Here is a 25,000-nt window from a genome sequence, read left to right on the forward strand (position 1 = left end):
AGAGTTGAGGGCTGGCCCCTTTTGGGTGCCAGCCTTTCGTATTCATTCGCGGCCGGGTTTGGGGGTGGGTGGGTTCGGTGGGAGTGGGGGTTGGCGGGTGGAGCGGCGGGTTTTGCGGACGAGGCCTGCGGGGCGGTCCGGGAGGTGGCGGGCGGCCAGGTCGCGGTTGCGCCAGCGGCGGCGGGCTCGTTCGCGGTGCTCGGGGTGCAGGTAGTTGATCAGGCGGTCGATGTGCATGAGAATCTCGCCGTGGAGGGTGCGCTGGCGGATGCCGCGTTCGCGGTCGGAGAGCAGGTCGGCGAAGCGGTGGCGGTCCTCGCTGGCGGACGTGACGTAGGCGTCGAGGCGGCGTTCGAGGTCGCGGGGGACGGCGTCGCGGGTGAGGTCGGCGACGGCGAGGTCGGTGTAGGCGCGGACGCCGCCCGCCAGTTCGTCCAGGACGTCCGCCAGGCGGGTCCGGACGGACGGGTCGGAGAGGACGTGGTCGCCCTCGTCCTCGGTGCGGACGCTGTCCACGATCGCGCGGGTCAGGGTGCGCAGGGAGACGTCGAAGTGCTCCAGCATCTCCAGGCCGTCGCGTAGGGCGACGCCGGCGTCGATCAGGGTGAGGGCACGGGGGTTCAGCCGGACGCTCTCCTCGGCCTGGCCGATGGCCTCGTCGGTCCGGGTCATCTCCCGGAGCAGCTGCTTGGTGTCGGAGAGCCAGGTTTCGGCGTCGTCCACTCCGGGGTCTCCGCGCAGGTCGGACGCCATGTGGTCGACCGTTTCGGCGAGTCGGCGGCCGATGTCGGCGAGCGCCTCGCGGCCCGCGCCGACGCGGACGGGCGGCCAGGCGAGGCCCGCGGCCAGGCCGACGGCGGCGCCGATCAGGGTCTCCAGGATGCGGTCCCAGGCGGCGCCCTCGTTGGCGGCACCCAGGGAGAAGATCAGCATCGCGCTGATCGGGACCTCGAGGGCCTGGTCGCCGAGGCGGAGCAGGAATCCGATGGCCAGTCCGGCGAAGATCGCCAGGCCGAGGCTCCACCAGGAGAAGCCCAGCCAGTCGGCGAAGGCCACGGCCGTCAGGACGCCGAACGCCACGGCCAGGACGCGCTGCCAGACCGAGTGGAGCGTCCGCAGGGCCGAGACCTGGACGACGAGGAGCGCGGTCAGGGGCGCGAGCAGCGGCAATGGCGCGCCGCGGGGTTGCATCCAGCGCGCCAGCGCATAGGCCAGCACCGCGATGACCGTGAGCCGGAGACTGTCCAGCACCGCGACCCGCGTCCGGGAGCCGACCAAGCTCCTCACGTTTTCCACTCAAGTGGACACTTCGTCCCTGTTTGGCCGTCTGCGGGCAAAGACTTCGCCGCATTGAAACGGCCTGGGGCGTCGAACGTGGATCACGGTGACGGGTTCGAGTGGATCGCGCCTTCCCGGGATGAATTAGTCGCTCACTGCTATCGGAGGCTCGGCGGGGTGGACGGCGCCGAAAGTGTCCTGCGGGACGCGTTCGCCGAGGCCGGGGCGGGGTTAGAGGGGCACGTACCCCTATACCGGGCCGTGACGAGCGCCTGTCTGGCGGTCGTCCGGGAGCGGCCTCGGCGGGTACTTTCGGCTGACCTTTTCCGGCGGCGACGTCGGCGGACGATCTCGGCGAACCGGTCGAGGCGGCGTGGATCGGGCCGTTGCCCGATCCGGCCGGCAGGGGCGTCCGGCGGAAGGGTGTCAAACTCGCGTTCGTCGCGGCGCTGCAGCACCTGACCGGGGTCGCAGCGGGCCGTCCTGATCTTGCGTGAGGTGCTCGAGTTCTCGGCCGCCGAGACCGCGGCGATCGGGAACGGATCTTCAAGGTGTCCTGGCGGCTCGTCCCCACATGCGCCAACGGCCGGCCCGCCTTCGCGACCTACGCGGACGGACGTCTCGCCGCCCTCATCGTGATGGCCGTCCGGGACGGCTGGATCACCGAGCTCACGTCCTTCTGCGACGCCCGGATGTATGAGCGTTTCGACCTCCATGCGCCGCTTCCGGGCTGACCGAAACGACGCGCTCCCGGCCGCTCGGACTTACGGTGGGTCCGTGGACTTCGACACCTATGAACGGGACCTGTGGGACGGACGAGCCGACGCCTACCAGAGCGGCTTCGCCAGGATGACCGCCTGGTCGGTCGGCCCCCTCCTGGACGCGGCGGACGTCACGTCCGGCACGCGCGTCCTGGACGTCGGCACCGGGCCCGGCATCGTGTCCCGGGAGGCCGTGCGGCGCGGCGCGGACGTGATCGCGCTGGACGCCGACCCCGGTATGGCCGCCACGGCCCGCGCCAATGTGCCCGGCCTGGACGTCCGCGAGGCGATCCTGCCCGACCTCCCCCTGCCGGACGCGTCGTTCGACGCGGTCGTCGGCAACTTCGTGATCAACCACGTGAGCCGTCCGGAGGAGGCCGTGCGGCAGTTCGCGCGGGTCCTGCGTCCGGGCGGGAAACTGGCCCTGACCTGCTGGGAGATGCCGCCGTCCGGGGCACTCTCACTGGTCGCCGAGGCGCTGGAGGAGGCCGGCGTCGCCGTCCCGGACGACATCCCGACGCCCCCGTTCGCCGAGCTCGGACAGCCCGGGCCCTTCGGCTGCCTCCTGCGCGACGCCGGTTTCGCCGACGGCGAGGCGGCCGAGCTCCGCTGGGTCCACGAGGTCGACCCCGAGGACTGGTGGACGACCGGCGCGCTCGCCCGCATCGGCGTGAACGGCGTCATCGTGTCCCGCCAGGACGCCTCGACCGTCACCAAGATCAAGATCGCCTACGACCGCCTGGCCGCCCGGTACGCGACGTCCGGCGGCCGGATCGCGCTCCCGGCCAACGCCCTCCTCGCGACCGGCGCACGCTGACCTCGCACGACCGCGGCGTGCGCCGGGGGTGCTGATCGGCGCAAGGGGCATATTGCCGCGCGGCGGACGCGCCGGGCCCGGTAGCCTCGGGGTTGTGATTGACCTGCGAGCTCTTCGAGAGGATCCCGAGCGGCTGCGCGTGTCCCAGCGCGCCCGCGGCGAGGATGTGACCGTCGTCGACACCCTGCTCGACCTGGACGAGCGGCGCCGTTCGGCGCAGTCGTCGTTCGAGCGGCTGCGCGCGGAGCAGAAGAGTTTCGGCAAGTCCGTCTCCAAGGCGCAGGGCGAGGAGCGGCAGGCGCTGCTGGCCCGCGCGAAGGAGCTGTCCCAGCAGGTCAAGGACGCCGAGGCCGAGGCCGAGCGGCTCGGCGGCGAGCTGAACGACGTGCTCCGCGTCGTCCCGAACCTGGTCGAGGAGGGCGCGCCCGCCGGCGGCGAGGACGACTTCGTCGTCCTCGAGCACGTGGGCGAGGTGCCGCAGTTCGACTTCGAGCCGAAGGACCACCTGGAGCTCGGCGAGTCGCTCGGCGCGATCGACATGGAGCGCGGCGCGAAGGTGTCCGGCGCGCGCTTCTACTACCTCACCGGCGTCGGCGCGCGCCTGCAGTACGCGCTGCTCAACCTGGCGATGGAGCAGGCCGTCGAGAGCGGCTTCGTCCCCATGTACCCGCCGGTGCTGGTGAAGCCGGAGGCCATGGAGGGCACCGGCTTCCTGGGCGCGCACGCCGCCGAGGTCTACCAGCTCCCCGAGGACGAGCTGTACCTGGTCGGGACGTCCGAGGTGCCGCTGGCGGCGTACCACATGAACGAGATCATCGACGCTCTGCCGCGGCGGTACGTGGCCTGGTCGTCCTGCTTCCGCCGTGAGGCGGGCTCCTACGGCAAGGACACCCGCGGCATCATCCGGGTGCACCAGTTCGACAAGGTCGAGATGTTCTCCTACTGCGACCCGGCGGACGCGCACCAGGAGCACCTGCGCCTGCTGGACTGGGAGAAGCAGATGCTCGCCAAGGTCGAGCTCCCGTACCGGGTGATCGACGTGGCGGCCGGCGACCTCGGCACCAGCGCGGCCCGCAAGTACGACTGCGAGGCGTGGGTTCCGACGCAGGGCCGCTACCGCGAGGTCACCTCGACGTCGAACTGCACCGAGTTCCAGGCCCGCCGCCTGTCGGTCCGCCGCCGCGACGAGGCCGGCAAGAGCGGCCCGGTCGCGACCCTGAACGGCACCCTCGCCACCACCCGCTGGATGGTCTCGATCCTCGAGAACCACCAGCAGGCCGACGGCTCGGTCCGCGTCCCGAAGGCCCTCCAGAAGTTCCTGGGCCTCGAGGTCCTGGAACCCGTCAAGCGCTGACAAAGCACCAGAAGCCCGTCCCCACACCACAAGGGACGGGCTTCTTCGCGTTCCGGACGAGGTGACGGCGGGGACCGCCGGTGGCGGGAGTGGGGGCGCGGTCGCCTAAGCTCGGGAGACCGCGGGGGATTCGATCATGCCGCGGGACAGCTCTGTGGAAGGTGACATGGCCGTTCGCACACCCCGGTTGGTCGCGACCGATCTGGACGGCACGATCGTGCGGTCCGACGGGACGGTGTCGGCACGGACGGTCGAGGCCCTCGGACGGGTGGAACGCGCCGGGGCGACGCTGGTGATGGTGACGGGGCGTCCGCCGCGGTGGATGGCCGAGATCGCCGAGGCCGTCGGGCACCGGGGGGTCGCGATCTGCGCCAACGGGGCCGTCCGGTACGACCTGCACACCGAGGCGGTGCTCACGGCGACGGTGATCACGCCGGAGGTCATCGCGAAGGTCGTGGAGCGGCTGCGGGCGGCCGAGCCCGAGCTGCGGTTCGCGGTCGAGTATCCGGACGGGCTGGCGTTCGAGGCGCGGTACAACCTGGGCCGCTGGGACGCCGACGCGATCGAGGGACGGGCCGTGGACGACGAGGGCCTGGTCGCGCGCCCCGGCATCAAGCTGCTGGCGCTCCATCCCGACAGCGAGCCGGACGTGCTGGCGCGGCGGGCCGAGCTGGCGGTCGGCGACCTGGTCACCGTGACGCACTCGTCTGGGCGGGGGCTGCTGGAGATGAGCGCGCACGGCGTCACCAAGGCGACCGCGCTCGCGGAGCTGGCGGGCGACCTCGGGCTGGACGCCCGGGAGATCGTCGCCTTCGGGGACATGCCGAACGACCTGCCCATGCTCACCTGGGCGGGCCGCTCGTTCGGGGTCGCCAACGCGCACCCGGACGTCCTGCGCGCCGTCACCGACACCACCGGCAGCAACGACGAGGACGGCGTGGCGCGCGTCCTCGAACGTCTCTTCCCGGAGGGCTGACCCGCGGGACCGGCACTCCCACGGGGTAGGGGCCGGTCCCGGTCGGAGGTCTACAGGTAGGGGCCGGACTGGCGGTGGCTGTCGTGGTCGTCCTCCTGCTGGACGATCCCCGCCGGGAGGGCCCGGCGCATCTGCTCCAGTTGGGCGCGCGCGGCCATCTGCTGCGCGAACAGCGTGGTCTGGATGCCGTGGAACAGGCCCTCAAGCCAGCCGACCAGCTGCGCCTGCGCGATGCGCAGCTCGCCCTCGCTGGGCACCTTGTCCTCGACGAAGGGGAGCGAGAGGCGCTCCAGCTCGGCGACGAGCTCGGGGGCGAGGCCGTCCTCGAGTTCCTTTATCGACGCCTTGTGGATCTCACGCAGCCGGGCGCGGCTCGCCTCGTCCAACGGGGCGGCCTTGACCTCGTCCAGGAGCTGCCGGATCATCCCGCCGATCCGCATGACCTTGGCGGGCTGCTCCACCATCTCGGCGACCGACTTCTCGTCCTTGTCGCCGTCGCCCGGGGCGCCCTCGATCGCGATCCCGTTCGGGCCGACCACCAGGACCTGCGGTTCCTGCTCCGGCTGCTTCTGCGAAGGATCGGTCATCTCACACACCTCATTTTTCCAGGGTCAGCAGGATCTTGCCGATGTGCGCGCCGTCCTCCAGGAGGCGGTGGGCGTGCGCGGCCTCGGCCATCGGGACGGTCCGATCCACGATCGGACGGACCCTTCCCGATTCCAGCAGAGGCCACACGTGCTCGCGGACGCTCCGCACGATCTCGGCCTTCTCGTCCAACGGACGGGCCCGCAGCGAGGTTGCGTGGACGGCGGCCCTCTTCCGCAGGAGTTCGCCCAGATCGAGCTCGGCGCGGGCGCCGCCCTGGAGGCCGATGACCGCGAGCCGTCCGCCCACGGCGAGCGCGTTCACGTTGCGGGCCAGGTACTTCGCGCCCATGTTGTCGAGGATCACGTCGAACGGGCCGTGCTCGACGAAGTCGTCCTCGCGGTAGTTGACCGCCACGTCCGCGCCGAGTTCGCGGCATCGCGCGGCCTTCGCCTCGCTGCCGACGGTGCACGCCACCGGGGAACCGAGCGCGTGCGCGAGCTGGATCGCCATCGTCCCGATCCCGCTGCCGCCGCCGTGAACGAGGAACCGTTCGCCCGGACGCAGGTTCGCGAGCATGAACACGTTGGAGTAGACGGTGCAGACCACTTCGGGCAGCCCGGCCGCCTCGACCAGGTCGACGCCCTTGGGGACGGGCAGGAGCTGGCCCGCGGGGACCGCGACCTTCTCGGCGTAGCCGCCGCCCGAGAGCAGCGCGCACACCTCGTCGCCGACGTTCCAGCCGGTCACGCCCTCGCCGAGCGCCGCGATCCGGCCGGACACCTCCAGGCCCGGAAAACGGGACGCGCCGGGCGGCGGTTCGTAGAAGCCCTGACGCTGGAGCACGTCCGCGCGGTTCACCGCGCTCGCCGCGACCTCGACCAGCACCTCGTTCCGGCCGGGCGTGGGATCCGGCGCCTCGTCCCACTGGAGAACGTCCGCGTCTCCGGGCTCGCGAATCACGATGGCGTGCATGAAGCTCACGCTACCGGGCGGCGAACCGGCCGGAACGCCCCGCAACCCGCCGGGAAAAGGCGCGCAACGCCCGTGATATGCGGTAAGAAGCGTCGGTATCCTGCTCTTGGTCGTTGCCGTCGTCCATGTCGGTAAAAGATCGTTTAATGGCAGCACCGAGGGGAGAGACGGTGGCACGGAACGATCAGGACGGTCCCTCGCTGGAGGAGCGCCTCGCCTCCCTGGACGCGATGAGCGGCGAACCCGCCGACGGAGACCGTCCACCCGCCGGCAAGGCCGCCCCCGCGCCCGACGAGGCGAAGGGCGAGAGCGAGGAGACGGTCCTCACGCCGCCGACGCCCGCCCCCGGCGTGTATCCCCCGGCGCCCGGTCCCATCGGCCCCGCTCCGGGCCCCATCGGGTCCGCGCCCGGGCCGATCGGCGGTCCGCGGCCGTCCGGGCCCAACGACCCGAATCCGTGGCTGACGCCGCCTCCGCTCACACCCTACGGTGACCTGCCCTCGCCTCCGCCTTATGCGGCCACCCCGCCGCCGTTCGCGGGCGGCCCCCAGCCTTACGAGTCCGCGCCCGTCCCGCCCGCGCCGTACCCCGGCGCTCCCGGACCCGGCGGACAGGCCCCGCCCCCGTTCGGCGTCCCGGCCGTCCCGCCGCCGCCCTACCCGGCGGCCGACCCCGCCGGTGGGACCTGGGGCCCGCCCCCGATGGACGCGCCTTACCCGCCCGGCAACGGCGGCCCCGTCCCGCCGCCTCCCGGCCCCGACCAGTTCGGCGAGCCTGGAGCCTTCCCGGCATACCCGGGCGCGCTCGGCGAGCAGCCGCCGTCCGGTGACCCGGCCGGTCCGCCCGCGCCCGGCGAGCCCATGACCGGCAACGACGTCCAGCCGCCGTTCCCCGGCGGCCCCGTCCCCCCGCCGGGCGCCCTCGCCCCCGAAGGCGGCTTCGCGCCCGGCATGCCCGTCCCCGAGGGCGGCTACGCACCCGCACCAGACGGCGGCTTCGCTCCCGCTCCTGACGGTGGCTTCGCACCCATGCCCGACGGTGGCTTCGCCCCCGGTGCGCCCGGCGCTCCCGGCCCGGAAGGCGGGTTCGCCCCAGCCCCTGAGGGCGGCTTCGCGCCCGCGCCGGACGGTGGATTCGTGCCCGGCGCTCCCGGCCCGGACGGCGGCTTCACGCCTGCCCCCGAGGGTGGGTTCGCACCTATGCCCGACGGTGGCTTCGCCCCCGGTGCCCCTGGCGCTCCTAGCCCGGAGGGCGGCTACGCCCCTGCGCCTGAGGGTGGGTTCGTGCCTATGCCTGAGGGCGGGTTCGTTCCTGGTGCGCCCGGCCCGGACGGTGGGTTCGCGCCTGGGGGGTTCGTGCCCGGCCCGGACGGTGGGTTCGTGCCGGGGATGGGGCCGCAGGGCTTTCCGATTCCGCCCGGGGACGGGCAGAACGCGCATCCCGGCATGGTCGTCCCGCCGCCCGGAGCGCACGGCGCGCCCGCCGGTCCGGGCTACGCGCCGCAGCCCGGGCAGCCGGTGCAGCCGGGGTATCCGCCGCAGCCTCAGCAGCCGCAGAGCCCCGAGAGCCTGAGCTCGGAGAACCTGCTGGGCGAGCGCAAGATCGCGCCGTCCGGCGGGTGGCGGCGCGCGGTGTACAAGGCGACCGCGGGCAACGTCCACCCGGGTGAGTCGTCGTCCGAGACGCGCCGCAAGGACCTGGTCGCGCGCGCCCGGACGAACGTCGCGGGCGGGCACCACCGGGTCGCGGTGATGTCGCTGAAGGGCGGCGTCGGGAAGACGACCACCACGACCGGGCTCGGCTCGATGCTGTCGTCGCTGCGCGGCGACCGGGTGATCGCGGTCGACGCCAACCCGGACCGCGGGACGCTGAGCGACAAGGTCCGGCTGGAGACCGCCGCGACGGTCCGCGATCTGCTGAACAACCGCGACCGGGTGCACCGGTACGCCGACGTCCGCGCGTTCACCTCGCAGAACGAGGCGCGGCTGGAGATCCTGGCGTCCGACCGTGACCCGGCGGTCAGCGAGGCGTTCAGCGCCGAGGACTACTCGGCCGTCTCAGTCGTCCTGGAGCAGTACTACTCGGTCTGCATCACCGACTGCGGCACCGGCCTGCTGCACAGCGCGATGGCGGGCGTGCTCGCGCTCGCCGACCAGCTCGTCCTGGTCAGCTCGCCTTCGGTGGACGGCGCCCGGTCCGCGAGCGCCACGCTCGACTGGCTGGAGGCGCACGACCACGGCCACCTGGTCCGCAACGGCGTGGTGGTGCTGTCGATGGTCCGCAACCGCACCCGCAGCCAGGTCGACCTGGACAAGCTCCAGGCGCACTTCGAGTCGCGGTGCCGCGCGGTCGTCCGCATCCCGTACGACGACCACCTGGAGGAGGGCGCGGAGCTGGAGCTCGAGGCGCTCGCCCCCGCCACCCGCGAGGCGTACCTGAACCTCGCGGCCGTGGTCGGCGACGGTTTCGCCTGGCAGCGCCCCAACGCGACCTGACCGCCCGCCCGCCGACAGAGCTCGAAGGCCCGAACGCCCGACACGACCTGACGGCGCGAGCGCCTGACGCGGCCCGACGGCGCGAGGGCCCGACGCGGCCGGGTGGGCTGAGCGTCCGTCCCGTGTGGGGCGGGCGCTAGGGTCGCTCGTCGTGGGGACTATGGACGACGGGATCTACGTGGGCCGGGCGCCCGTGGACGCGGCGGGCGACCGGGGCTGGCTGCTCGGGCACTTCAAGCCCGAGGGCGACCTCCGGCACAGCGAGGCCGTCGAGATCAAGTGGGGCGTGCACCCGGCCGGTGAGCGGCGCGCCCAGTGGGCGACCGGGGACGAGCGGACGGCACTCCTCGTGCTGGTCAGCGGCCGGTTCCGGATGGAGTTCCCCGGACGCGACGTGGTCCTCGCCGAGCAGGGCGACTACGTCGTCTGGGACAAGGTCGACCACTCGTGGGAGGCCGAGGAGGCGTCGACCGTGCTGACCGTCCGGTGGCCGTCGATCCCCGGCTTCGCCGTCCCGCAAAGGTAAGGGCTACTTCTCCGCGCGCGCCACCACATCCTGGCTGACCAGAATGCGGATCCGCCGGTCGCTCGCGGTCAGCACCTCGGTGTACGGGCTGTCCACGGCCATGACGTAGCCGTCGAGGGTGGCGCCGTCCTTCAACATCAGGCGTTGTTCCGGCACCCAGACCGTGTCGGTGAGCCCGGCCAGCGCGAACAGCCCGAGCCACACCGTCACCCCGAGGTGCGCGGACGCCTTCTCCAGCCACGGCAGCGCCGGGCCGTTCCGCCGGACGACCAGCAGGAAGAGCGAGCTGATCGCCAGGACGACCAGCAGCGTCACCCAGTCCCGCAGGGTGATCACGGCCGCGACGAACACGCCGATCAGGACGGCGAGGATCACCAGGTGATGCGGTTTCCAGTTCCGGTCGCGCACCCGTTTGACGTGGTGGACGACCGCGACCGGCAGGACCAGCGCGAGGACGATCGCGCTGAGTCCGCTCGCGCCGAGGAACGTGCCGACGACCACGCCGATCACGTCGTCGAAGTTGACGGTGTCGGCGAGCGAGAAGGCCACGTCCCAGTCGTAGTGGGCGACCGCGAGCAGCCGCAGCAGCAGGAACAGCAGCCCGCCGAGCGCCAGTGCGTTGGCCTCGGAGCCGCCCGTACTCGGCTTCGGCACCGTTCGATGATTCCGGAGCCGCCACAAGAGGCCCGCCAACGCGTGGCAAAGGGTCGTCCGGAGAAAAAGAAGAACCCCCGGGTGTTCTCGGGGGTTCTGTACGCGGAGGCTGTGGGATTCGAACCCACGGAACCGGGAGTGCCGGCTCGACGGTTTTCAAGACCGTTGCCCTCGTCCACTAGGCGAAGCCTCCTGGCATTCCCAACCTTAGCGTGCGGAACGAGGGCGACGTCCGGGACGACGTGCGCGGTTGGTAGCTTCACAAGATGGGGGACATCAAGGAGTCGACCGCGGTGACCTTCCCGGCGGGCGAGGTCAGCGGCCGGTCGCGGGTGGTCGCCGCCGCGCCCGTGGACGGCGGCTACGGCGTGATCGTGCTGGAGACGCCGTTCCACCCGCTCGACAGCACCTGGCCCGACCAGCCCGGCGACACGGGTGTGCTGCGCTGGGACGAGCTGGAGCTGCGGGTCGCCGACTGCGTCACCGGGGCGATGCCGATCGCCGGTGGAGCGCTCCTGACCGGGGAGGACATCCCGGTCCGGCGCGGCGACCCGGACTGGGCCTGGCTGGTCGTGCACGTGCTGGAGCGCCGGATCCCCGAGGACGAGCTGGTCGAGCTGGACGTCGAGCCGGTGCGGCGGCGGGCGCTGTCGGCCGGGCACACCGCGTGTCACCTGATGGCGCTCGCGCTGAACGAGGCGCTCACGGAGCGGTGGCGCAAGGACGCCCCCCGGACGGACGGCCTGGGTCGTCCCGACTTCGACCAGCTCGCGATCACCGCGTCCCGGATCGTCCCGGACGGCAGCGTCGACACCTACCGGATCGGGAAGTCGCTGCGGAAGAAGGGCTTCGTCGCCGACGGCCTTCGCGACGATCTGGACGGAATCGCGGCGTCGGTGAACGCGCGGCTCGCCGGATGGATCCAGGCGGACGTTCCGGTCCGGATCGAGGTGCCTTCGGCGGACCTCGCCGCGCGCCGGGTCTGGCGCTGTGACCTGCCGGAAGGCACCGCGTCCCTGCCGTGCGGCGGGACCCATCTGCGGCGCACCGGGGAACTGGCGACCGCGCGCGTCCGGCTCGAGCTCACCGAATCCGGGGACGAACTCGTCGTCGAGACAAGAGTCGAAACGGCCTGAAAGGTCCGGAAGGCTTCGTTACTCTTCACCGCATGTCTCAGCAGACGCCGAATGATCCGGCCGGAACCACTCACCAGTTCGAGAATTTCGTGGCCCAGGCGCAGCAGCAGCCGGAGCCGAAGGTGTCCGGCGGCAACGTCGGGCTCATCGTCGGGATCGTCGCCGTGGTGGTCGTCGTCGCCGTCCTGGCGATCGCGCTCGTCACGATGATGTCGTAGAACGCTCCCCAGAAGGACGAGGCGCCCGCCCGCCCGGCTCCCCGTTCGCCCGGCGGCGGCGCTCCTCCCGACCGCCCGGTCAGCGGCCGTTGCTGGAGAAGTGCTGGTAGTCGCGGGTGCCGGCCCACGAACCGCCCCAGCCCCAGCCGATCGAGGCGAACGCCTTGACCGTCGAGTCCCCCGCGTGGATCATCCCCGGGTCGCGGCGCGAGCGGTCGCCGAACTTCACGCAGCGCGGGTGCTCGATGTGCCCGTTGGCGTGGACGTACGGGTTCTCGCAGGTGTTGAGGTCGACCGCGAGCCCGTAGGCGTGCTGCGACCAGCTGCCCGACCCGGTCGCGTTGCGGCAGTTGAACGCCGAGGTGTTGTCGTCCTCGATGGAGTCGAAGTCGCTGCCCTTGTAGGCGTCCACCGGCACCATCTTGTGGATCGGATACTTGTTCTGGAACAGCTGGCGGAACACGCCGGTCAGTTTGTTCGCGGCCGAGGCGTTCACGACGAGCTTCCCGTCCGGGTGCGGGCGGCCGTCCATGCCCCAGTAGTTCATGACGATCATCCGGAGCCCGGACGGCGGGACCGGGCAGCCCGAGTGCCACGAGTGCGGCAGGTCCTTCGCCGTCACCTTGTTGACCTGGGCCTGGAAGTGCTCGAGGTTCTGCGTCGGCGACGAGGTGGCGGTCGCCGTGCCGACGGTCCCGGTCGGCGAGCCGGTCGCGACGGGCGGCGTGGCGGGCGAGGCGGTCGAAGGGGCCTTCGATTCCCCGTGACCGCAACCGGTCGCGGCGGCCGACGCGAGCGCGAGCGCGGCGGCGAACGTGGCCGCCCGGCGGGTCGTCCCGGCAGGTGCGGGGACGCGCGCGCACGGGCGGCGGGACGGTCCGGCGGCGTCGTCGCGGACGGCACGGATCCGGGAGCTGGGAGTCCGGTGCAGCGGCATTCCAGCAGGATGGCACGGTCAACGGCCTTCGCGTGGGACCTTGGATTCGCTACCGTGCGAAGAAGGGCGCGCCCTCACGGGCGGCCGACGGACGACCGGTAGACGGGCGGGCGGACGACCGGAACCGGGCCGGAAGAGGACCGGTCCGGTACGGACACGCCCTGGACGCGGGGCCCCGCCCGGTCCGAGGGGGAGCGATGACCCAACCACGGGACGATCAGGTCCCGAGCCTGGAAGACGAGATCTTCTCGGTGGCGTCCACCGTCGAGGCGCCGCCGGCCGAGCAGCCGCGCCTGCGCTGGGAGCGGCCGCCGCGGCTACCCGGCCGCAGCGCACTGTGGACCGGCACGGCGGGCGCGCTGACCTTCGCGTTCATCGATCTCGTGATGATGTACGCGCCGATGATGATGGCGAAGCGGCCGAGCACGATGCCCCAGTTCTTCGCGCTGATCGTGGTGGCGTTCGGGCTCGGCTCGCTGCTGGTGTGGAAGGTCGGGGGCCGGGGGCGGCCGTTCGGCTTCGGGATGATGATCTGCTGGGCGTTCCTCACTCTGGTCTCGGTCGGCTTCCTGACCGGCCTCGACTTCTGAGCCCGCGCCGCTCGCGGGGCCCGGAGGCCGGAGGCCGGTACGGCTAGCCGTTGTCGATGCGTTTGAGGACGGCGGTGAAGGCGCGTCCGACCGCCTCGAGGTCGACGGGGTCGACGACGTCCACGAAGTAGTCCCGGACGGTCTCGACATGGTCGCGGGCGGCGCGGTCCAGCGCCTCGAAGCCCGTGTCGGTGAGGAACGCGTACACGCCGCGCTTGTCGTTCGGGCAGTTGTCCCGGCGGACCAGGCCCTTGGACTCCAGCCGTGAGCAGGTGTGGGACAGCCTGCTGCGGGACTGGCTGGCGTGCTCGGCCAACTCGGCCATGCGAAGCCTGCGTTCGGGGGATTCGGAGAGGCGGACGAGGATCTCGTACTCGGAGACCGACAGGCCGTGCTTGGCCTTGAGGTCCCGGTCCATGATCTCGGTGAGGCGGACGCTGCCGTCCACGAAGGCCCGCCAGTCGCGTTGCTGGGCGGCGCCGAGCCAGCGCGGTTCAGTCATGCGGGGAGTATAGCTCCCAGGTTGAACTTTCAACTAAGTTCGCCTACAGTGGGCCTCAGCCGGAATACTTGAACCTTCAACAACGTTCCGGATGACACAAGCCCCGGGCGGACGGCCTGGGACCCGACCGAGAGGAGACGCCATGCCCGCCGTGCTGGCCGACCCGATGACGCTGCCCCGTCTCCCGCGCCTGGGCCGGGAGGGGACCGACTGGAGGCGTGTGGCCAAGGTCGTCACCGCCGAGAAGCACCTGGAGGGCGAGGGCTTCCAGGTCCGCCGCCCGTTCCCGTCCGTGAGCCTGGCCATGGCCGACCCGTTCCTGCTCCTGGACCACATGGGCGCGGTCGAGTACGCGCCGGGTGAGGCCAAGGGAACGCCCTGGCACCCGCACCGGGGTTTCGAGACCGTCACCTACATCCTCGACGGCGCCTTCCAGCACCACGACACCACCGGTGGCGGCGGCCTGATCGCCGACGGTGGCACCCAGTGGATGACCGCGGGCGCGGGCATCCAGCACATCGAGCAGCCGCCGCCGGAGCTGGTCGCCAAGGGCGGCCTGTTCCACGGCGTCCAGCTCTGGGTGAACCTGCCGCGCGCCGAGAAGTGGGCCAAGCCCCGCTACCAGGACATCCACGCGCAGGACGTCAAGCTGCTGTCGTCCGACGACGGCTCGTCCCTCGTGCGCGTGATCGCGGGACAGGTCGGCGGATTCGACGGGCCGGGGATCACCCACACGCCCATCACCTACCTGCACGCGACCATCGCGCCGGGCGCGCGGCTCACGCTGCCGTGGCCGCGCGACTTCAACGCCATCGCCTACGTCCTGTCCGGGCGCGGGACGGCCGGCGTCGAGGAGATCGGCCTGGACGAGGGCCAGCTCGCGGCGTTCGCCGGGTCGCACCACCAGGGTGAGACCGACGGGCTGATGCTGCACGCGGCCCAGTCGCAGCCGACCGCAAGCAAGAACGGCTGGGAGGTTCTGATCCTCGGCGGGATGCCGCTGCGCGAGCCGGTCGCCCGCTACGGACCGTTCGTGATGAACACGCGCGACGAGATCGTCCAGGCGTTCGAGGACTTCCAGGCCGGACGGATGGGGACCATCCCGGCCGAGAAGCTCCCGCACCTGTCGGAGCGCGACGAGAACCTCTCCTAACCCACCTCCTCCGGACGCGCCGGCACCCGCCGACGCGTCCGGAGACGACCCCTCACCAGCAAGAACACCTGCAACGCCTTACTTCGAAGAAGAGGGAACGGTCATGAGCCTCGAGCGTCCCATCAACGTCGCGGTCATCTACTACTCGTCCACGGGCACGGTCTTCGACCTCGCCAAGGCCGCCGCGACGGCCGCCGAGAAGGCGGGCGCCCAGGTACGGCTGCGCAAGGTGAGGGAGCTGGCCCCGGCCGAGGCGATCGCCTCCAACCAGGGCTGGGCCGACCACGCCGCCGCCACCCAGCACGTCGTCGAGGCCTCCCTGGACGACCTGGACTGGGCGGACGCCATCCTGCTCGGCTCGCCGACCCGGTTCGGGCTGCCCGCCGCGCAGATGAAGCAGTTCCTCGACACCACCGGACCGCTGTGGGGCCAGGGGCGCCTGGTCGGCAAGGTCGGCAGCTCGTTCACCGCGAGCGCCACCGCGCACGGCGGCCAGGAGTCCACGATCCTGGCGATGAACAACACCTTCTACCACTGGGGCGCGATCATCGTCCCGCCCGGCTACGCGGACCCGATCATGTTCCAGCAGGGCAACCCGTACGGCACCAGCCACGTCTCCAACAACGGCGAGGACATGCCGGGCGAGGTCGAGCTGGCCGCCATCGAGTTCCAGGCCCGCCGCGTCACCGAGGTCACCCGGGCCCTCCGGACCGGCCAGGCCGTCATCGAATCGGCCTGACGCCACGGACACGCCGTCCCGGGGCCGGCCGTGCGGCCAACGCGAGGGTCAGCCACAACCCGGCCCCGGGACGGCGTCACGACAAGGGGTGCCGTCCTGAAACGGGGACGGTGGCGGGCCGAAATCAGGGGCCTGACCGGCGGAAACGCGCCCGTTGTCGGGGCAATCCACGCGAAACGACCACGCCTCAGCGAGGCGTGGTCGTTTCTTTGCGAGGCGGGATGACGGGCGTCGCGGGGATGCGCTACTGTGTTCGAACAGTTCGAACACAGGTTCGATCAACCTCGACCGCTCCGTCCGGAGGTCCGCATGGTGGCGACGGTGGCCGCCCGCTCGCAGCCCGCCCAGGGGTGCGGGCGCACGAGCGCGACACGCCGTACGCCTTTCTACGGAAATCTACGGCCGCAGCTATATCGACTCATAGAGTCCGAGACCGTGGATCCCGTGCGCAATCCCTACGCCCCGGGCGCGGGCCAGCGCCCGCCCGAACTGGCCGGGCGCGACCGCGAGCTGAAGCAGTTCGAGGTCGTGCTGGAGCGGGTGGCCCGCGGCCGGCCCGAGCGCAGCATGATCATCACCGGGCTGCGCGGCGTCGGCAAGACCGTACTGCTCAACACCTTCCGTTCGATGGCCGTGCAGCGACTGTGGGGCACCGGCAAGATCGAGGCTCGGCCCGACCAGTCGATCCGCCGTCCTGTCGCGTCCGCGCTGCACATGGCCGTCCGAGAGCTCGCACCCCGGCACCGCGCGCCGGACCGCATCGAGGGCTTCCTCGGCGTGCTCAAGGCGTTCGCGCAGGCCGGGCCCGAGGAGGACGCCAAGGGGAAGGCGCGCGTGCACCGCTGGCAGCCGGGCATCGACGTGCCCGCCTCACGCGGCCGCGCCGACTCCGGCGACCTGGAGATCGACCTCACCGAGCTGCTCACCGACGCGGCGTCCGTCGCCACCGACGTGGGCTCGGGCATCGCCCTGTTCGTCGACGAGATGCAGGACATCCCCGCCGACGACGTGTCCGCGCTGTGCGCCGCCTGCCACGAGCTGTCGCAGAGCGGCGGCCCGCTGATCGTGGTCGGCGCGGGCCTGCCGCACCTGCCCGCCGTCCTGTCGGCGAGCAAGTCCTACTCCGAGCGGCTGTTCCGGTACACCCGCATCGACCGGCTCGACCGGGAGTCCGCCGACATCGCGCTGCTCGCCCCGGCCGAGCGCGAGGACGTCACCTTCACCCAGGAAGCCCTCGACGAGCTGTACGGCGCGGCCGACGGCTACCCCTACTTCGTCCAGGCCTACGCCAAGGTCGCCTGGGACGTCGCGCCCGGCACTCCGATCACCATCGAGGACGTCAAGGTCGCGGCCCCCGAGGCCGAGAGCGAGCTCGCGGTCGGCTTCTTCGGCAGCCGCTACGAGCGCGCGACCCCCGCCGAGCGCGACTACATGCGCGCCATGGCCACGCTCGGCGACGACCCGGTCCCCACCGCCGCCGTCGCCGAGGAGCTGGGCCGCAAGCCGTCCAGCCTCTCGCCCGCCCGCGACGGCCTGATCAAGAAAGGACTGATCTACAGCGCCGAGCGCGGCCTGGTGGCCTTCACCGTCCCGCACTTCGGCGGCTTCCTGCGCTCCCAGCCGGCCTGATCCCCCCGGCCGGCGCTTCGTCAGCTCTGTCTACGACTTTCTAACGTCCCAGGTAGACACGGGTAGATGGTCACATCGACCCGCGCCACTACCTCTTTCTAGTGCTGTCTTGTGTCAGCACTAGAAAGCCTTAGAAAGCACTGACGAGTGAAATATCGGCCTGCCTAGCGTGAGAACTAGAGAGCCGTAGATTCACCGATGGGATGTCTCATCGTGCTGTCCACGGCCGTCTGCTGATGCCCCAAGAAAGGCTTAGAGAACGGTCGCGACCAGGGACGACGCGTCCGAACTCGGCTCGGCTGAGGGCTGTCAGGACGGGGTCCCCGCGCGGGCGGAGCGGCGGGGGCCGGGGGTGTCGCCTCCGCTGGGTCCGGGGTCGGGAGTGGGAGCAGGGCGTGGCGGACGTCGCGGTCCCGGGCTGCGGTGGAGACGGCGAAGACGATGTCCATGTCGGTCTCGTGCAGCCGCACCCGGTAGACGAGGAAGCGGTGGCAGCCCTCGCGCCAGATGTCCAGGGGCGTGGCGCTGACCAGGGAGTTCTCGAAGGTGATCCAGGCGCTGCTGGCGTACAGCGTCGCGAAGGTCTCCGAGAGCGGGCTCTGCCGCCGCTCGCACGGGACGTCCCGCCGGGCACGGCGTCCGAGGACGAGGGCACGCGCGCGGGCACCGCCCCGACCCCGTCCGCACAGGACGGCCAGCTCGGGTGAGAGCGAGGCGAACAGCGCCAGTTCCAGCGCCAGGACGCCCATGACGCGGCCGGTGCCGAGCCGCGGCACCTCCACTCCCGCGCGGGACGCGCCGAGGGACACGACGGCCGCCGCCGTGAACAGCATCGCGCGCAGCACGCTGCGACGTCCGACGCGCTTCATGCTGAGGCCGCCGAAGCAGCCGCATCCCGCCTCCGGACGACGGGCCCGCAGCTCCAGCACCGCCCAGGTCGCGCCCGCGAAGCCGATCGTCGCCACGACACGCACCAGGAGCTGCGACGACAGCAGCAGGGCCAGCCCGAGCAGTCCCTCGACCAGTCCGAGGACGAGCCCGGCCCGCCGTCCGCGCAGCAGGAGCACAACCCGCGCCTGACGTTGCGCGACCGGAACGCCGTGCACCCGCAACCCGCCGTGCGCGTGCGGCCCGGCCGCGGCCGGCTCCCGCACCGCCAGTTTCGCCAGGCAGGCCGCCAGCAGGACCCCCGCCAGCATCAGCACCTGGACGTTCTGCACCACCGTCACCATGGCCGGCCCTCCACTCCCCACCGCACCGTCACGTTGAAGCACCCGGCGTCGAGATCTCCTCCCAGCGCCGCGAACGCCGCGGGCCCGAGCTCGACGATCCGGCCGCGCGGGGACGTCCCGCACTCCACGCACCTGTCGCAGAACCGCGCCGCGACGCATCCGCACTCGGCCACGGTCAGCGCCGCGCCGCGTCCCGAACAGTCATTGACCACGTCCAGGCCGCTGCCGACCGACAGCAGCGGGAGCGGAACGCAGCCGGGAGGCGCCTCCCCGCACCCCCCGGCCACCCCCTCCCCCTCGACCGCCGGATACGCGACCGCGTTCTCCGGCGGGCCTCCCCCCGGTCCGGGAGCGAACGTGGTGCCGTCGCCCATGCCGGTGGTCTGCGGTGCGCCGGGCCAGCCGCACCAGGTGGCGGTGCCGCGCGTCACCGCGGGGACGGGCGCGTCCGGCGCGGGGGAGGCCAGGTCGTCGGCGCGGTGCCCGGGCTGGGACGTGGCGGGCGCGACGGCGCGCGGTCCGGCGGGCGAGCGGACGCACAGCACGTCCACGAGGTAGCCCGGTTCGAGCCGTGGATGCCGCACCTGGACGAGTTGGAACGCACGTGGTTCGAGTAAGACCCGGGCCCGGCCGCGGTGCGGGCCCAGGTCCACCTCGAGCATGTCCCGGCCGGCGGACAGGATGGTTCCGGTCACCCGGCCGATGTCGAGCCAGACGCGGTCGGCGGCGAGACCGGCCGCGTCCATCCTGACCAGCGCCTGCTGCCCCGGGCGGGGCTCGGCGGAGCCCCAGCGCCCGGCGTGCCACACCGTCGTCGTCGCGGTCATCGGCAACCGGGCCTCCCCGGCCGCCGTCACCAGCGCGAGGACGTGCGGACTCGCGTCGAGCACGGTCCCGGTCAGGACGCGCAGTGGAGGGGCGGGCGGGTCGGGCGGCGGCGGTCCGCCGCCCAGCACGGCCCGGCGGTAGCGCCGCCGGGCGGCCGAATCGCGCTGTGCGGGCATCGCTGTCCTCCGGCTGTCAGTCGGTGGAGTCAAGAGTCACGCCGCGTGGTCGCGCTGTCGACGGATTTGTCGTCATAAGTCGTTTAGCGGATTGGTTTTCCCTAACTCGGGCGAATCATCCTCCACCGGGTTGACCCGAATATGCCGAATCTGTTGGCCCGGAATTACGATCACCGTGTCATCGTCGAAGCGGGTCGGGATCTTCGGCGGCGGTCGCGGCGCGCGGCCGTCCGGGCCCGGGCGCCGGCCGGTTCACGGCACGGCCGTCCGGGCATCGGCCCCCGCCCGGCGGACCCCGTGGGGCGGCCCGTCCGGCGGACCCCGCCGGACGGCACCGCGCGGACCGGACTCGGTGGTGAAGTGACCAACACGCGGCACGAGGAGTTCCGCGCGTACGTGGCGGCGCGCGGCCCGGTCATGCTGCGCGCCGCGATGCGGCTCACCGGCGACCGCGCCGAGGCCGAGGACCTGCTCCAGGCCGCCCTCGCCAAGACCTACCTCGCGTGGGACCGGATCCACGACCGCGCCGCCGTGGACGGCTACGTCCGGCGCGCCATGGTCAACACGCAGATCTCCTGGTGGCGGCGGCGGAAGCTCGAGGTCTACCCGACCGACGAACTCCCGGACCGTCCCGTGGACGACCACACCGGCCGCAGCGAGATGCAGGACGCCCTCGGCCGCGCGCTCGGCCGCCTGCCCGCCCGGCAGCGCGCCGCCGTCGTCCTGCGCTACTACGAGGACATGCCCGAGACCGAGATCGCCGAGATCCTCGGCATCAGCGTCGGCACCGTGAAGAGCACCGTCTCCCGCGCCATGGCCAAGCTCCGCGACGACGCGGGCCTGGAGGCCGACTTCCCGCAACCGAACGCCCACGACGACACCGACGACCAGCCCCACCCGGACGACTCCGGCCACCCGCACCCACATCACGCCGCAGACGGCGACCCCGGTGACGAGGACGGACCAACGAGCCAGCGCCCCTGACGCCGAGGACGGACGGCGGGACAGCGGCGCTGGCGCCGAACGCGGGCGGGCGGTGGCGGCGGCGGGGGTGCTGGAGCTGGGCGGTAAGGAGCGTCTTCGAGTTGACTCCGGGGTACTGACAAGCGGGTCGTCCAGCGGCCAGAATCCGGTTCACCACCTGGAGCCGGACACTGGAGGCGCGCCGTGTGGAGCACGATGCAGGACGTCCCCCTGACCATCACTTCGATCATGCGGTTCGGGACCGAGGTGTTCGGCGCGCGCGAGGTCGTGACATGGACGGCGGACGGTCCGCGGCGACGGACGTACGCGGAGGTCGGCGAGCGCGCGGCGCGGCTCGCGAACGCGCTGCGCGGCCTCGGTGTGGACGGTGACCAGCGGGTCGGCACGTTCATGTGGAACAACGCCGAGCACCTGGAGGCCTACCTCGCGATCCCGTCGATGGGCGCGGTGCTGCACACGCTCAACATCCGGCTGACCGCGGAGCAACTCGCCTACATCGCGGGCCACGCCGAGGACCGGGTCGTGCTGGTGGACGCGTCGCTCGTGCCGCTGCTGGCACCGATCCTGCCCGACATGAAGACCGTCCGGCACGTGCTCGTCGTCGGTGACGCCGACACCGCGCCGCTCGAGGGCGCGGGCAAGGAGCTGCACTCCTACGAGGACCTGCTGGCCACCGCGTCCCCCGATTTCGACTGGCCTGAGCTGGACGAACGCCAGGCCGCGGCGCTCTGCTACACGAGCGGCACGACCGGGAACCCGAAGGGCGTCGCGTACTCGCACCGGTCGTCGTACCTGCATTCGATGTCCGCGGCGACGGGTAACGCGTTCGGGCTCGACGCGTCCGACCGCGTGCTGCCGGTCGTCCCGATGTTCCACGCGAACGCGTGGGGCCTGCCGTACGCGGCGCTCCTCGCCGGGGCGTCCCTCGTCATGCCCGACCGGTTCCTGCAGGCCGAGCCGCTGGTCGAGATGATCGAGACGGAGCGTCCGACGATCGCGGGGGCCGTCCCGACGATCTGGGCGGACGTGCTGCGGCGGGTGAACGACCACGGCGCCGACCTGTCGTCGCTGCGGCTGGTGCCGTGCGGCGGGTCGGCGGTTCCGGAGTCGCTGCTGCGCGGGTTCGACGAGCTGGGGGTCCGGATCGTCCAGGCGTGGGGGATGACGGAGACCTCGCCGGTCGCGACGCTCGCGCACCCGCCGCTCGGCGTGGACGGGGACGAGGCCGTCCGGTACCGGGTCACGCAGGGCCGGGTGCTGGCCGGGCTGGAGGTCCGGATCGTCGGGGACGGCGACCGGATCATGCCGAACGACGGCGTCTCGGTGGGCGAGGTCGAGATCCGCGGCCCGTGGATCACCGGCGCGTACGTCAAAGACGAGGACGCGGGCCGGTTCCACGACGGCTGGCTGCGCACCGGCGACGTCGGGACGCTCAGCCCGGACGGCTACCTCGTGCTGACCGACCGCGCCAAGGACGTCATCAAGTCCGGCGGCGAGTGGATCTCGTCGGTCGCGCTGGAGAACGCGCTGATGGCGCACCCGGACGTGATCGAGGCGGCGGTCGTCGGCGTCCCGGACGACCGCTGGCAGGAGCGTCCGCTCGCGTCGGTCGTCCTGCGCGAGGGCGCGACGGCGACGGCGGACGACCTGCGCGGGTTCCTCGGCCTGGGCCTCCCGCACTGGCAGCTGCCCGAACGCTGGGCGTTCATCGTCGAGGTGCCGAAGACGAGCGTCGGGAAGTTCGACAAGAAGGTGATCCGGCGCCGCTACGCCGACGGCGACCTCACCGTCGAGCACCTCGGCTGAGCCCCGGCGTCAGCCCTCCTCCGCGATCTTGTTGAGTTCGGCCTGGTAGTAGAGGCCGCCGAAGCCGAGGAACGCGAGCAGGATGCCGACCGGCTGACTGAAGGTCACCCGGTGTCCAGTGGCGGACGACCTGTCTTGCGCCTCGGCGAGCGCGTGCGCGCCGGTCACCGATCCCGCGCCGGGGTGGTCCCAGCGCAGATTCTCGTGCGTCCGGTAGACCCAGAAGAAGCCATAGATGCCGAACATGACGAACGGCAGGATCAGCCACACGGCGCAGATGTTGCGACGCTTCACGGCGATCACGAAGTGTTCCTCTGCGGCCGATAGTGAGAGGAACTCTGATGCGGGGCCCACGTCCGACGTGCCCGCGCGTCCGCAAACGGCCACGTCGGGCAACGGACGGGCTGTCGGACAGGGGACGGGCTGTCGGGCGAGAGAGGAGTCGGCCAGACAGCGGGACGAGTCGCTGAACAACGGACGGGCCGCCGTGGCCGGGGGTGTGCCCGGGGCCGCGGCGGCCCGCCCGTTCGAGGTCGCCGACGCGCTTCAGGTACGCGCCGACGCCGTGATCAGCGCTGGGTGGCGATCTTGTTCAGCTCGCTCTGGTAGTAGAGCGGGCCGAAGCCGAAGATCAGCAGCAGGATGCCGAGGCCGTTGCTGAAGCTCGGCTGGCGGCCGGCGCGGCGCTGCGCCTCGGTGAGGCCGGCGCCGAACTTGATCAGCACGATCAGCGGCCAGATGCCGAGCGTGATGAAGCCGAACAGCACCGAGCACAGTGCGGACCCGGCGCTGGACGCGCCGTTCTCGGGGTAGGAGCGGTTCATCTCGTCGTGGATCTTGAAGATCCAGACGAGCCCGTAGATGCCGAACGTGATGATCGGCAGACCGAGCCAGACGGCGAAGATGTTGCGCTGCTTCACGGTGCTGTTTCCTCCGGTGACATGTAGAAGACCTGCGATATCGCGCGTGAGAGCGCTGGGCTGGCAGGCGTAACGTCAGAACTCACGCGAACCATGGGTGATTCGCGGAGTCTGACACCCTTCCGTAGATCGTCGCGTCACGCCGCTCTTTTTCCGAAATTGCCCGAGACTGGCCGAATCTGACAGACGACGCCCGTCGCGGCGATGGCCGAAGGTCAGTCGTCCGCGCGGTAGCCGTGGTCGGTCGTCGGCGCGGTGGGCGATGGCCGGTCGGCAGTCGGCAAAAGCGCCGCGCCCCGCGCCGGACGCGGACGGCGGCGGCACTAGGCTGGGCCGTCGTGACGGTTTCGAGCGATCTTGACGGCGCGCCGCGCGCCGACCTGTCCTGCTGCCCGATGTGCGGAACCCTCGTGCGCGAGGCCGAACCCGCCGGGGACGACCTGCTGGCCCTGAAGCCCTGCGGCTGCGTGGTCGAACGCACCCGCTGATCCGCACCACGTTCCATCGAAGAGAAGCCCCCTGCGCGGATGGAGATCGTGTGCGCAGGGGGCGTTCGCGTGGCAGCCGTCACGAAGACGTCGGCCGCGACGGCGGCGGGGTGGCTAGGAGCAGTCCCAGGCGACGTTGACCTGGCCGCTGTCCAGGCGCTGGACGGACACGCCGTCCGTGCTCGACGCGTCCTTGAAGTGGACGACCGTCTTGGACCGGGTGCTGTCCACGGTGACCTCGTCGACGGACCAGCCGTTCTTGTCGTGGACGGCGACGCGCAGCTTCGCGGGCGGAAGCCCCTGGAGGCCGTTGTCGCAGAGGAAGCCGATCGCGTGCTTCCCGCTCGGGAAGGAGATCGGGGTGACGGCGTTCGCGCCGTTGTTCAGCTGGCCGTAGGGCATGTCGTCCTCTTCCGTCGGAGGGGGCGGCGGGGTCGTCGGCGGGGTCGGGGAGACTCCGACGCGCCACTGGCCGTAGTCGGAGTGGACGGCGCGGTCGTAGTCGACGCCGACACCGTTGATCGTGTGGTCGTTGGAGTACTGCTGGAGCTGCGCGCGCTTGTCCCAGCGTCCGCCCGACCAGGCGTAGGTCTGCCAGCCCCAGTGGATCTTCCCGGCGTCGAAGGCGCGCTTGACCGGGCCGTATCCGCCGTACAGGCCGACGCGCGCGCGGCCGATGACCGATGCGGCGCCGTCCAGGTAGGCGTTGATCGCCGCCTGCTGTCCGGACGACGCGTCGAAGTCGACCGCGAAGTAGATCGGACGGTCGGCGGGCATGCCGCAGGCGCGGGCCTGCCTGGCGGCCTCGGTCGCGTCCGCGACTCCGGCGGCGCGTCCGGCGAGGGCACGGGACGCCGTGCTCTCCCAGACCACGACCAGCCACAGGCCGGCCTTCGAGAGCTGGTCGGCCTCGGCCCTGGTAAGGGTCTTGCCGGACGAGTCGTGCGAGAGGTACCGGCAGACGAACCTCGCCCCGGCGCGGTTGAGCGCGCTGGGGCCGGGGCGTCCCCAGGCGTAGTCGATGCCGAAGATGCTCACCTCGACTCCCTCCTGTTGGTCGGGGTGGGCCGATCAGAGGGCACTGTGCCATGTTCACCGCCAGGCTTCAGCCCAAACGACCGGGTAGCCCGGTTCGGGGGCATAGGGAAACCCCTGCGCGGTGATTTTTCCCGGGTTCGAATGGTGCTGGAGGGGTACGTGGGTGTATCCAGAGTGGGCCCTATTGTCCGGACGTCCCGTGG

The 25,000-nt window shown here is 71.8% G+C and carries 25 protein-coding genes, 1 tRNA gene and 1 pseudogene; 15 read left to right on the forward strand and 12 right to left on the reverse strand.

From position 1 onward, the window contains the following. Window positions 1-42 precede the first annotated feature (42 nt). Window positions 43-1,287 (reverse strand): FUSC family protein, encoded by a 1,245-nt coding sequence (locus tag AB0L06_RS26095; protein WP_500233721.1) that lies wholly within the window; start codon window positions 1,285-1,287, stop codon window positions 43-45. 542 nt (window positions 1,288-1,829) lie between these two features. On the opposite strand from AB0L06_RS26095, the gene AB0L06_RS26100 reads away from it, so the two are divergent. The 4 genes from AB0L06_RS26100 (at window position 1,830) to AB0L06_RS26115 (ending at window position 5,186) form a co-directional block, all read left to right on the forward strand. Next, window positions 1,830-2,012, forward strand: a complete 183-nt coding sequence (locus AB0L06_RS26100) for a hypothetical protein (protein WP_500233722.1) — start codon at window positions 1,830-1,832, stop codon at window positions 2,010-2,012. A gap of 43 nt (window positions 2,013-2,055) precedes the next feature. Further along, complete coding sequence (locus AB0L06_RS26105; RefSeq protein ID WP_500233723.1) at window positions 2,056-2,856, forward strand: class I SAM-dependent methyltransferase; 801 nt, start codon at window positions 2,056-2,058, stop codon at window positions 2,854-2,856. A 94-nt stretch (window positions 2,857-2,950) separates the two neighbouring features. Then, window positions 2,951-4,210: a serine--tRNA ligase gene (gene serS / locus AB0L06_RS26110; RefSeq protein ID WP_500233724.1), complete on the forward strand. Its 1,260-nt coding sequence runs from the start codon at window positions 2,951-2,953 to the stop codon at window positions 4,208-4,210. Between the two features lie 166 nt (window positions 4,211-4,376). Further along, the gene (locus tag AB0L06_RS26115; RefSeq protein ID WP_500233725.1) at window positions 4,377-5,186 is read left to right on the forward strand and encodes a Cof-type HAD-IIB family hydrolase; all 810 of its coding nucleotides are present in this window, start codon (window positions 4,377-4,379) and stop codon (window positions 5,184-5,186) included. 50 nt (window positions 5,187-5,236) lie between these two features. On the opposite strand, the gene AB0L06_RS26120 is transcribed toward AB0L06_RS26115, so the two are convergent. Further along, entirely contained in the window at window positions 5,237-5,773 is a 537-nt protein-coding gene (locus AB0L06_RS26120; protein WP_500233726.1) for a bacterial proteasome activator family protein, read from the reverse strand. A 10-nt stretch (window positions 5,774-5,783) separates the two neighbouring features. Beyond that, window positions 5,784-6,746, reverse strand: a complete 963-nt coding sequence (locus tag AB0L06_RS26125) for an NAD(P)H-quinone oxidoreductase (protein ID WP_500233727.1) — start codon at window positions 6,744-6,746, stop codon at window positions 5,784-5,786. Window positions 6,747-6,916: 170 nt separating this feature from the next. Between AB0L06_RS26125 and AB0L06_RS26130 the strand changes: the two genes are divergently transcribed. Both AB0L06_RS26130 and AB0L06_RS26135 read left to right on the forward strand, forming a co-directional pair. Continuing rightward, a complete protein-coding gene (locus tag AB0L06_RS26130) occupies window positions 6,917-9,241 on the forward strand; it encodes a MinD/ParA family ATP-binding protein (protein ID WP_500233728.1) in 2,325 nt (774 codons plus the stop codon). Window positions 9,242-9,401: 160 nt separating this feature from the next. Further along, the gene (locus tag AB0L06_RS26135) at window positions 9,402-9,767 is read left to right on the forward strand and encodes a signal peptidase I (protein ID WP_500233839.1); all 366 of its coding nucleotides are present in this window, start codon (window positions 9,402-9,404) and stop codon (window positions 9,765-9,767) included. Window positions 9,768-9,770: 3 nt separating this feature from the next. On the opposite strand, the gene AB0L06_RS26140 is transcribed toward AB0L06_RS26135, so the two are convergent. Together AB0L06_RS26140 and AB0L06_RS26145 are read right to left on the reverse strand one after the other, a co-directional pair. After that, on the reverse strand, window positions 9,771-10,421 hold the full coding sequence (locus tag AB0L06_RS26140; RefSeq protein WP_500233729.1) for a hypothetical protein: 651 nt from the start codon (window positions 10,419-10,421) through the stop codon (window positions 9,771-9,773). Window positions 10,422-10,524: 103 nt separating this feature from the next. Beyond that, window positions 10,525-10,614, reverse strand: a tRNA-Ser gene (locus AB0L06_RS26145). 73 nt (window positions 10,615-10,687) lie between these two features. Between AB0L06_RS26145 and AB0L06_RS26150 the strand changes: the two genes are divergently transcribed. Continuing rightward, the gene (locus AB0L06_RS26150) at window positions 10,688-11,557 is read left to right on the forward strand and encodes an alanyl-tRNA editing protein (protein ID WP_500233730.1); all 870 of its coding nucleotides are present in this window, start codon (window positions 10,688-10,690) and stop codon (window positions 11,555-11,557) included. Window positions 11,558-11,589: 32 nt separating this feature from the next. Next, on the forward strand, window positions 11,590-11,775 hold the full coding sequence (locus AB0L06_RS26155; protein WP_500233731.1) for a hypothetical protein: 186 nt from the start codon (window positions 11,590-11,592) through the stop codon (window positions 11,773-11,775). A gap of 79 nt (window positions 11,776-11,854) precedes the next feature. Here AB0L06_RS26155 and AB0L06_RS26160 read toward each other — a convergent pair whose 3' ends face one another. Continuing rightward, entirely contained in the window at window positions 11,855-12,712 is an 858-nt protein-coding gene (locus AB0L06_RS26160) for a M15 family metallopeptidase (protein WP_500233732.1), read from the reverse strand. 197 nt (window positions 12,713-12,909) lie between these two features. Here AB0L06_RS26160 and AB0L06_RS26165 point away from each other — a divergent pair, with 197 nt between their 5' ends. Further along, on the forward strand, window positions 12,910-13,302 hold the full coding sequence (locus AB0L06_RS26165; RefSeq protein WP_500233733.1) for a hypothetical protein: 393 nt from the start codon (window positions 12,910-12,912) through the stop codon (window positions 13,300-13,302). A gap of 43 nt (window positions 13,303-13,345) precedes the next feature. Here the strand turns inward: AB0L06_RS26165 and AB0L06_RS26170 are convergent, their stop codons facing one another. Continuing rightward, window positions 13,346-13,804, reverse strand: a complete 459-nt coding sequence (locus tag AB0L06_RS26170; protein ID WP_500233734.1) for a MarR family winged helix-turn-helix transcriptional regulator — start codon at window positions 13,802-13,804, stop codon at window positions 13,346-13,348. A gap of 142 nt (window positions 13,805-13,946) precedes the next feature. Between AB0L06_RS26170 and AB0L06_RS26175 the strand changes: the two genes are divergently transcribed. The 3 genes from AB0L06_RS26175 to AB0L06_RS26185 all read left to right on the forward strand — a co-directional run bounded on the left by AB0L06_RS26175 (window position 13,947) and on the right by AB0L06_RS26185 (window position 17,325). Then, entirely contained in the window at window positions 13,947-14,957 is a 1,011-nt protein-coding gene (locus AB0L06_RS26175) for a pirin family protein (protein ID WP_500233735.1), read from the forward strand. Between the two features lie 103 nt (window positions 14,958-15,060). Next, entirely contained in the window at window positions 15,061-15,696 is a 636-nt protein-coding gene (gene wrbA, locus AB0L06_RS26180) for an NAD(P)H:quinone oxidoreductase (RefSeq protein WP_500233736.1), read from the forward strand. Window positions 15,697-16,140: 444 nt separating this feature from the next. After that, window positions 16,141-17,325 carry a DUF8462 domain-containing protein gene (locus AB0L06_RS26185; protein ID WP_500233737.1) on the forward strand — a complete coding sequence of 395 codons (1,185 nt, stop codon included), beginning with the start codon at window positions 16,141-16,143 and terminating at the stop codon, window positions 17,323-17,325. A gap of 176 nt (window positions 17,326-17,501) precedes the next feature. Here the strand turns inward: AB0L06_RS26185 and AB0L06_RS26190 are convergent, their stop codons facing one another. Together AB0L06_RS26190 and AB0L06_RS26195 are read right to left on the reverse strand one after the other, a co-directional pair. Continuing rightward, window positions 17,502-18,557 (reverse strand): MauE/DoxX family redox-associated membrane protein, encoded by a 1,056-nt coding sequence (locus AB0L06_RS26190; RefSeq protein ID WP_500233738.1) that lies wholly within the window; start codon window positions 18,555-18,557, stop codon window positions 17,502-17,504. After that, window positions 18,551-19,561, reverse strand: a complete 1,011-nt coding sequence (locus tag AB0L06_RS26195) for a hypothetical protein (protein WP_500233739.1) — start codon at window positions 19,559-19,561, stop codon at window positions 18,551-18,553. The genes AB0L06_RS26190 and AB0L06_RS26195 overlap by 7 nt, the downstream gene beginning before the upstream one ends. Before the next feature lie 360 nt (window positions 19,562-19,921). Here AB0L06_RS26195 and AB0L06_RS26200 point away from each other — a divergent pair. Further along, window positions 19,922-20,404, forward strand: a pseudogene (locus AB0L06_RS26200) (SigE family RNA polymerase sigma factor); the annotation flags it as partial. A 336-nt stretch (window positions 20,405-20,740) separates the two neighbouring features. Continuing rightward, window positions 20,741-22,351 (forward strand): long-chain fatty acid--CoA ligase, encoded by a 1,611-nt coding sequence (locus AB0L06_RS26205; protein ID WP_500233740.1) that lies wholly within the window; start codon window positions 20,741-20,743, stop codon window positions 22,349-22,351. A 9-nt stretch (window positions 22,352-22,360) separates the two neighbouring features. Here the strand turns inward: AB0L06_RS26205 and AB0L06_RS26210 are convergent, their stop codons facing one another. Then, on the reverse strand, window positions 22,361-22,654 hold the full coding sequence (locus tag AB0L06_RS26210) for a DUF4234 domain-containing protein (protein WP_500233741.1): 294 nt from the start codon (window positions 22,652-22,654) through the stop codon (window positions 22,361-22,363). 266 nt (window positions 22,655-22,920) lie between these two features. Further along, complete coding sequence (locus AB0L06_RS26215) at window positions 22,921-23,271, reverse strand: DUF4234 domain-containing protein (RefSeq protein WP_500233742.1); 351 nt, start codon at window positions 23,269-23,271, stop codon at window positions 22,921-22,923. Between the two features lie 338 nt (window positions 23,272-23,609). Here AB0L06_RS26215 and AB0L06_RS26220 point away from each other — a divergent pair, with 338 nt between their 5' ends. Then, a complete protein-coding gene (locus AB0L06_RS26220) occupies window positions 23,610-23,759 on the forward strand; it encodes a hypothetical protein (protein ID WP_500233743.1) in 150 nt (49 codons plus the stop codon). Window positions 23,760-23,873: 114 nt separating this feature from the next. Here the strand turns inward: AB0L06_RS26220 and AB0L06_RS26225 are convergent, their stop codons facing one another. Next, the gene (locus AB0L06_RS26225; protein WP_500233744.1) at window positions 23,874-24,797 is read right to left on the reverse strand and encodes a DUF1906 domain-containing protein; all 924 of its coding nucleotides are present in this window, start codon (window positions 24,795-24,797) and stop codon (window positions 23,874-23,876) included. Window positions 24,798-25,000: the final 203 nt, after the last annotated feature.

Origin of the sequence: Spirillospora sp. NPDC052269 (genome assembly GCF_040679435.1) — a bacterium.
Lineage (GTDB): Bacteria > Actinomycetota > Actinomycetes > Streptosporangiales > Streptosporangiaceae > Spirillospora.

Coding starts and splice junctions, on each gene's coding strand:
- AB0L06_RS26190 (WP_500233738.1), bottom strand. CDS start 18,557: ATGGTGACGGTGGTGCAGAACGTCCAGGTGCTGATGCTGGCGGGGGTC.
- AB0L06_RS26160 (WP_500233732.1), bottom strand. CDS start 12,712: ATGCCGCTGCACCGGACTCCCAGCTCCCGGATCCGTGCCGTCCGCGAC.
- AB0L06_RS26165 (WP_500233733.1), top strand. CDS start 12,910: ATGACCCAACCACGGGACGATCAGGTCCCGAGCCTGGAAGACGAGATC.
- AB0L06_RS26115 (WP_500233725.1), top strand. CDS start 4,377: ATGGCCGTTCGCACACCCCGGTTGGTCGCGACCGATCTGGACGGCACG.
- AB0L06_RS26125 (WP_500233727.1), bottom strand. CDS start 6,746: ATGCACGCCATCGTGATTCGCGAGCCCGGAGACGCGGACGTTCTCCAG.
- AB0L06_RS26195 (WP_500233739.1), bottom strand. CDS start 19,561: ATGCCCGCACAGCGCGATTCGGCCGCCCGGCGGCGCTACCGCCGGGCC.
- AB0L06_RS26170 (WP_500233734.1), bottom strand. CDS start 13,804: ATGACTGAACCGCGCTGGCTCGGCGCCGCCCAGCAACGCGACTGGCGG.
- AB0L06_RS26155 (WP_500233731.1), top strand. CDS start 11,590: ATGTCTCAGCAGACGCCGAATGATCCGGCCGGAACCACTCACCAGTTC.
- AB0L06_RS26205 (WP_500233740.1), top strand. CDS start 20,741: ATGCAGGACGTCCCCCTGACCATCACTTCGATCATGCGGTTCGGGACC.
- wrbA (WP_500233736.1), top strand. CDS start 15,061: ATGAGCCTCGAGCGTCCCATCAACGTCGCGGTCATCTACTACTCGTCC.
- AB0L06_RS26150 (WP_500233730.1), top strand. CDS start 10,688: ATGGGGGACATCAAGGAGTCGACCGCGGTGACCTTCCCGGCGGGCGAG.
- AB0L06_RS26135 (WP_500233839.1), top strand. CDS start 9,402: ATGGACGACGGGATCTACGTGGGCCGGGCGCCCGTGGACGCGGCGGGC.
- AB0L06_RS26175 (WP_500233735.1), top strand. CDS start 13,947: ATGCCCGCCGTGCTGGCCGACCCGATGACGCTGCCCCGTCTCCCGCGC.
- AB0L06_RS26120 (WP_500233726.1), bottom strand. CDS start 5,773: ATGACCGATCCTTCGCAGAAGCAGCCGGAGCAGGAACCGCAGGTCCTG.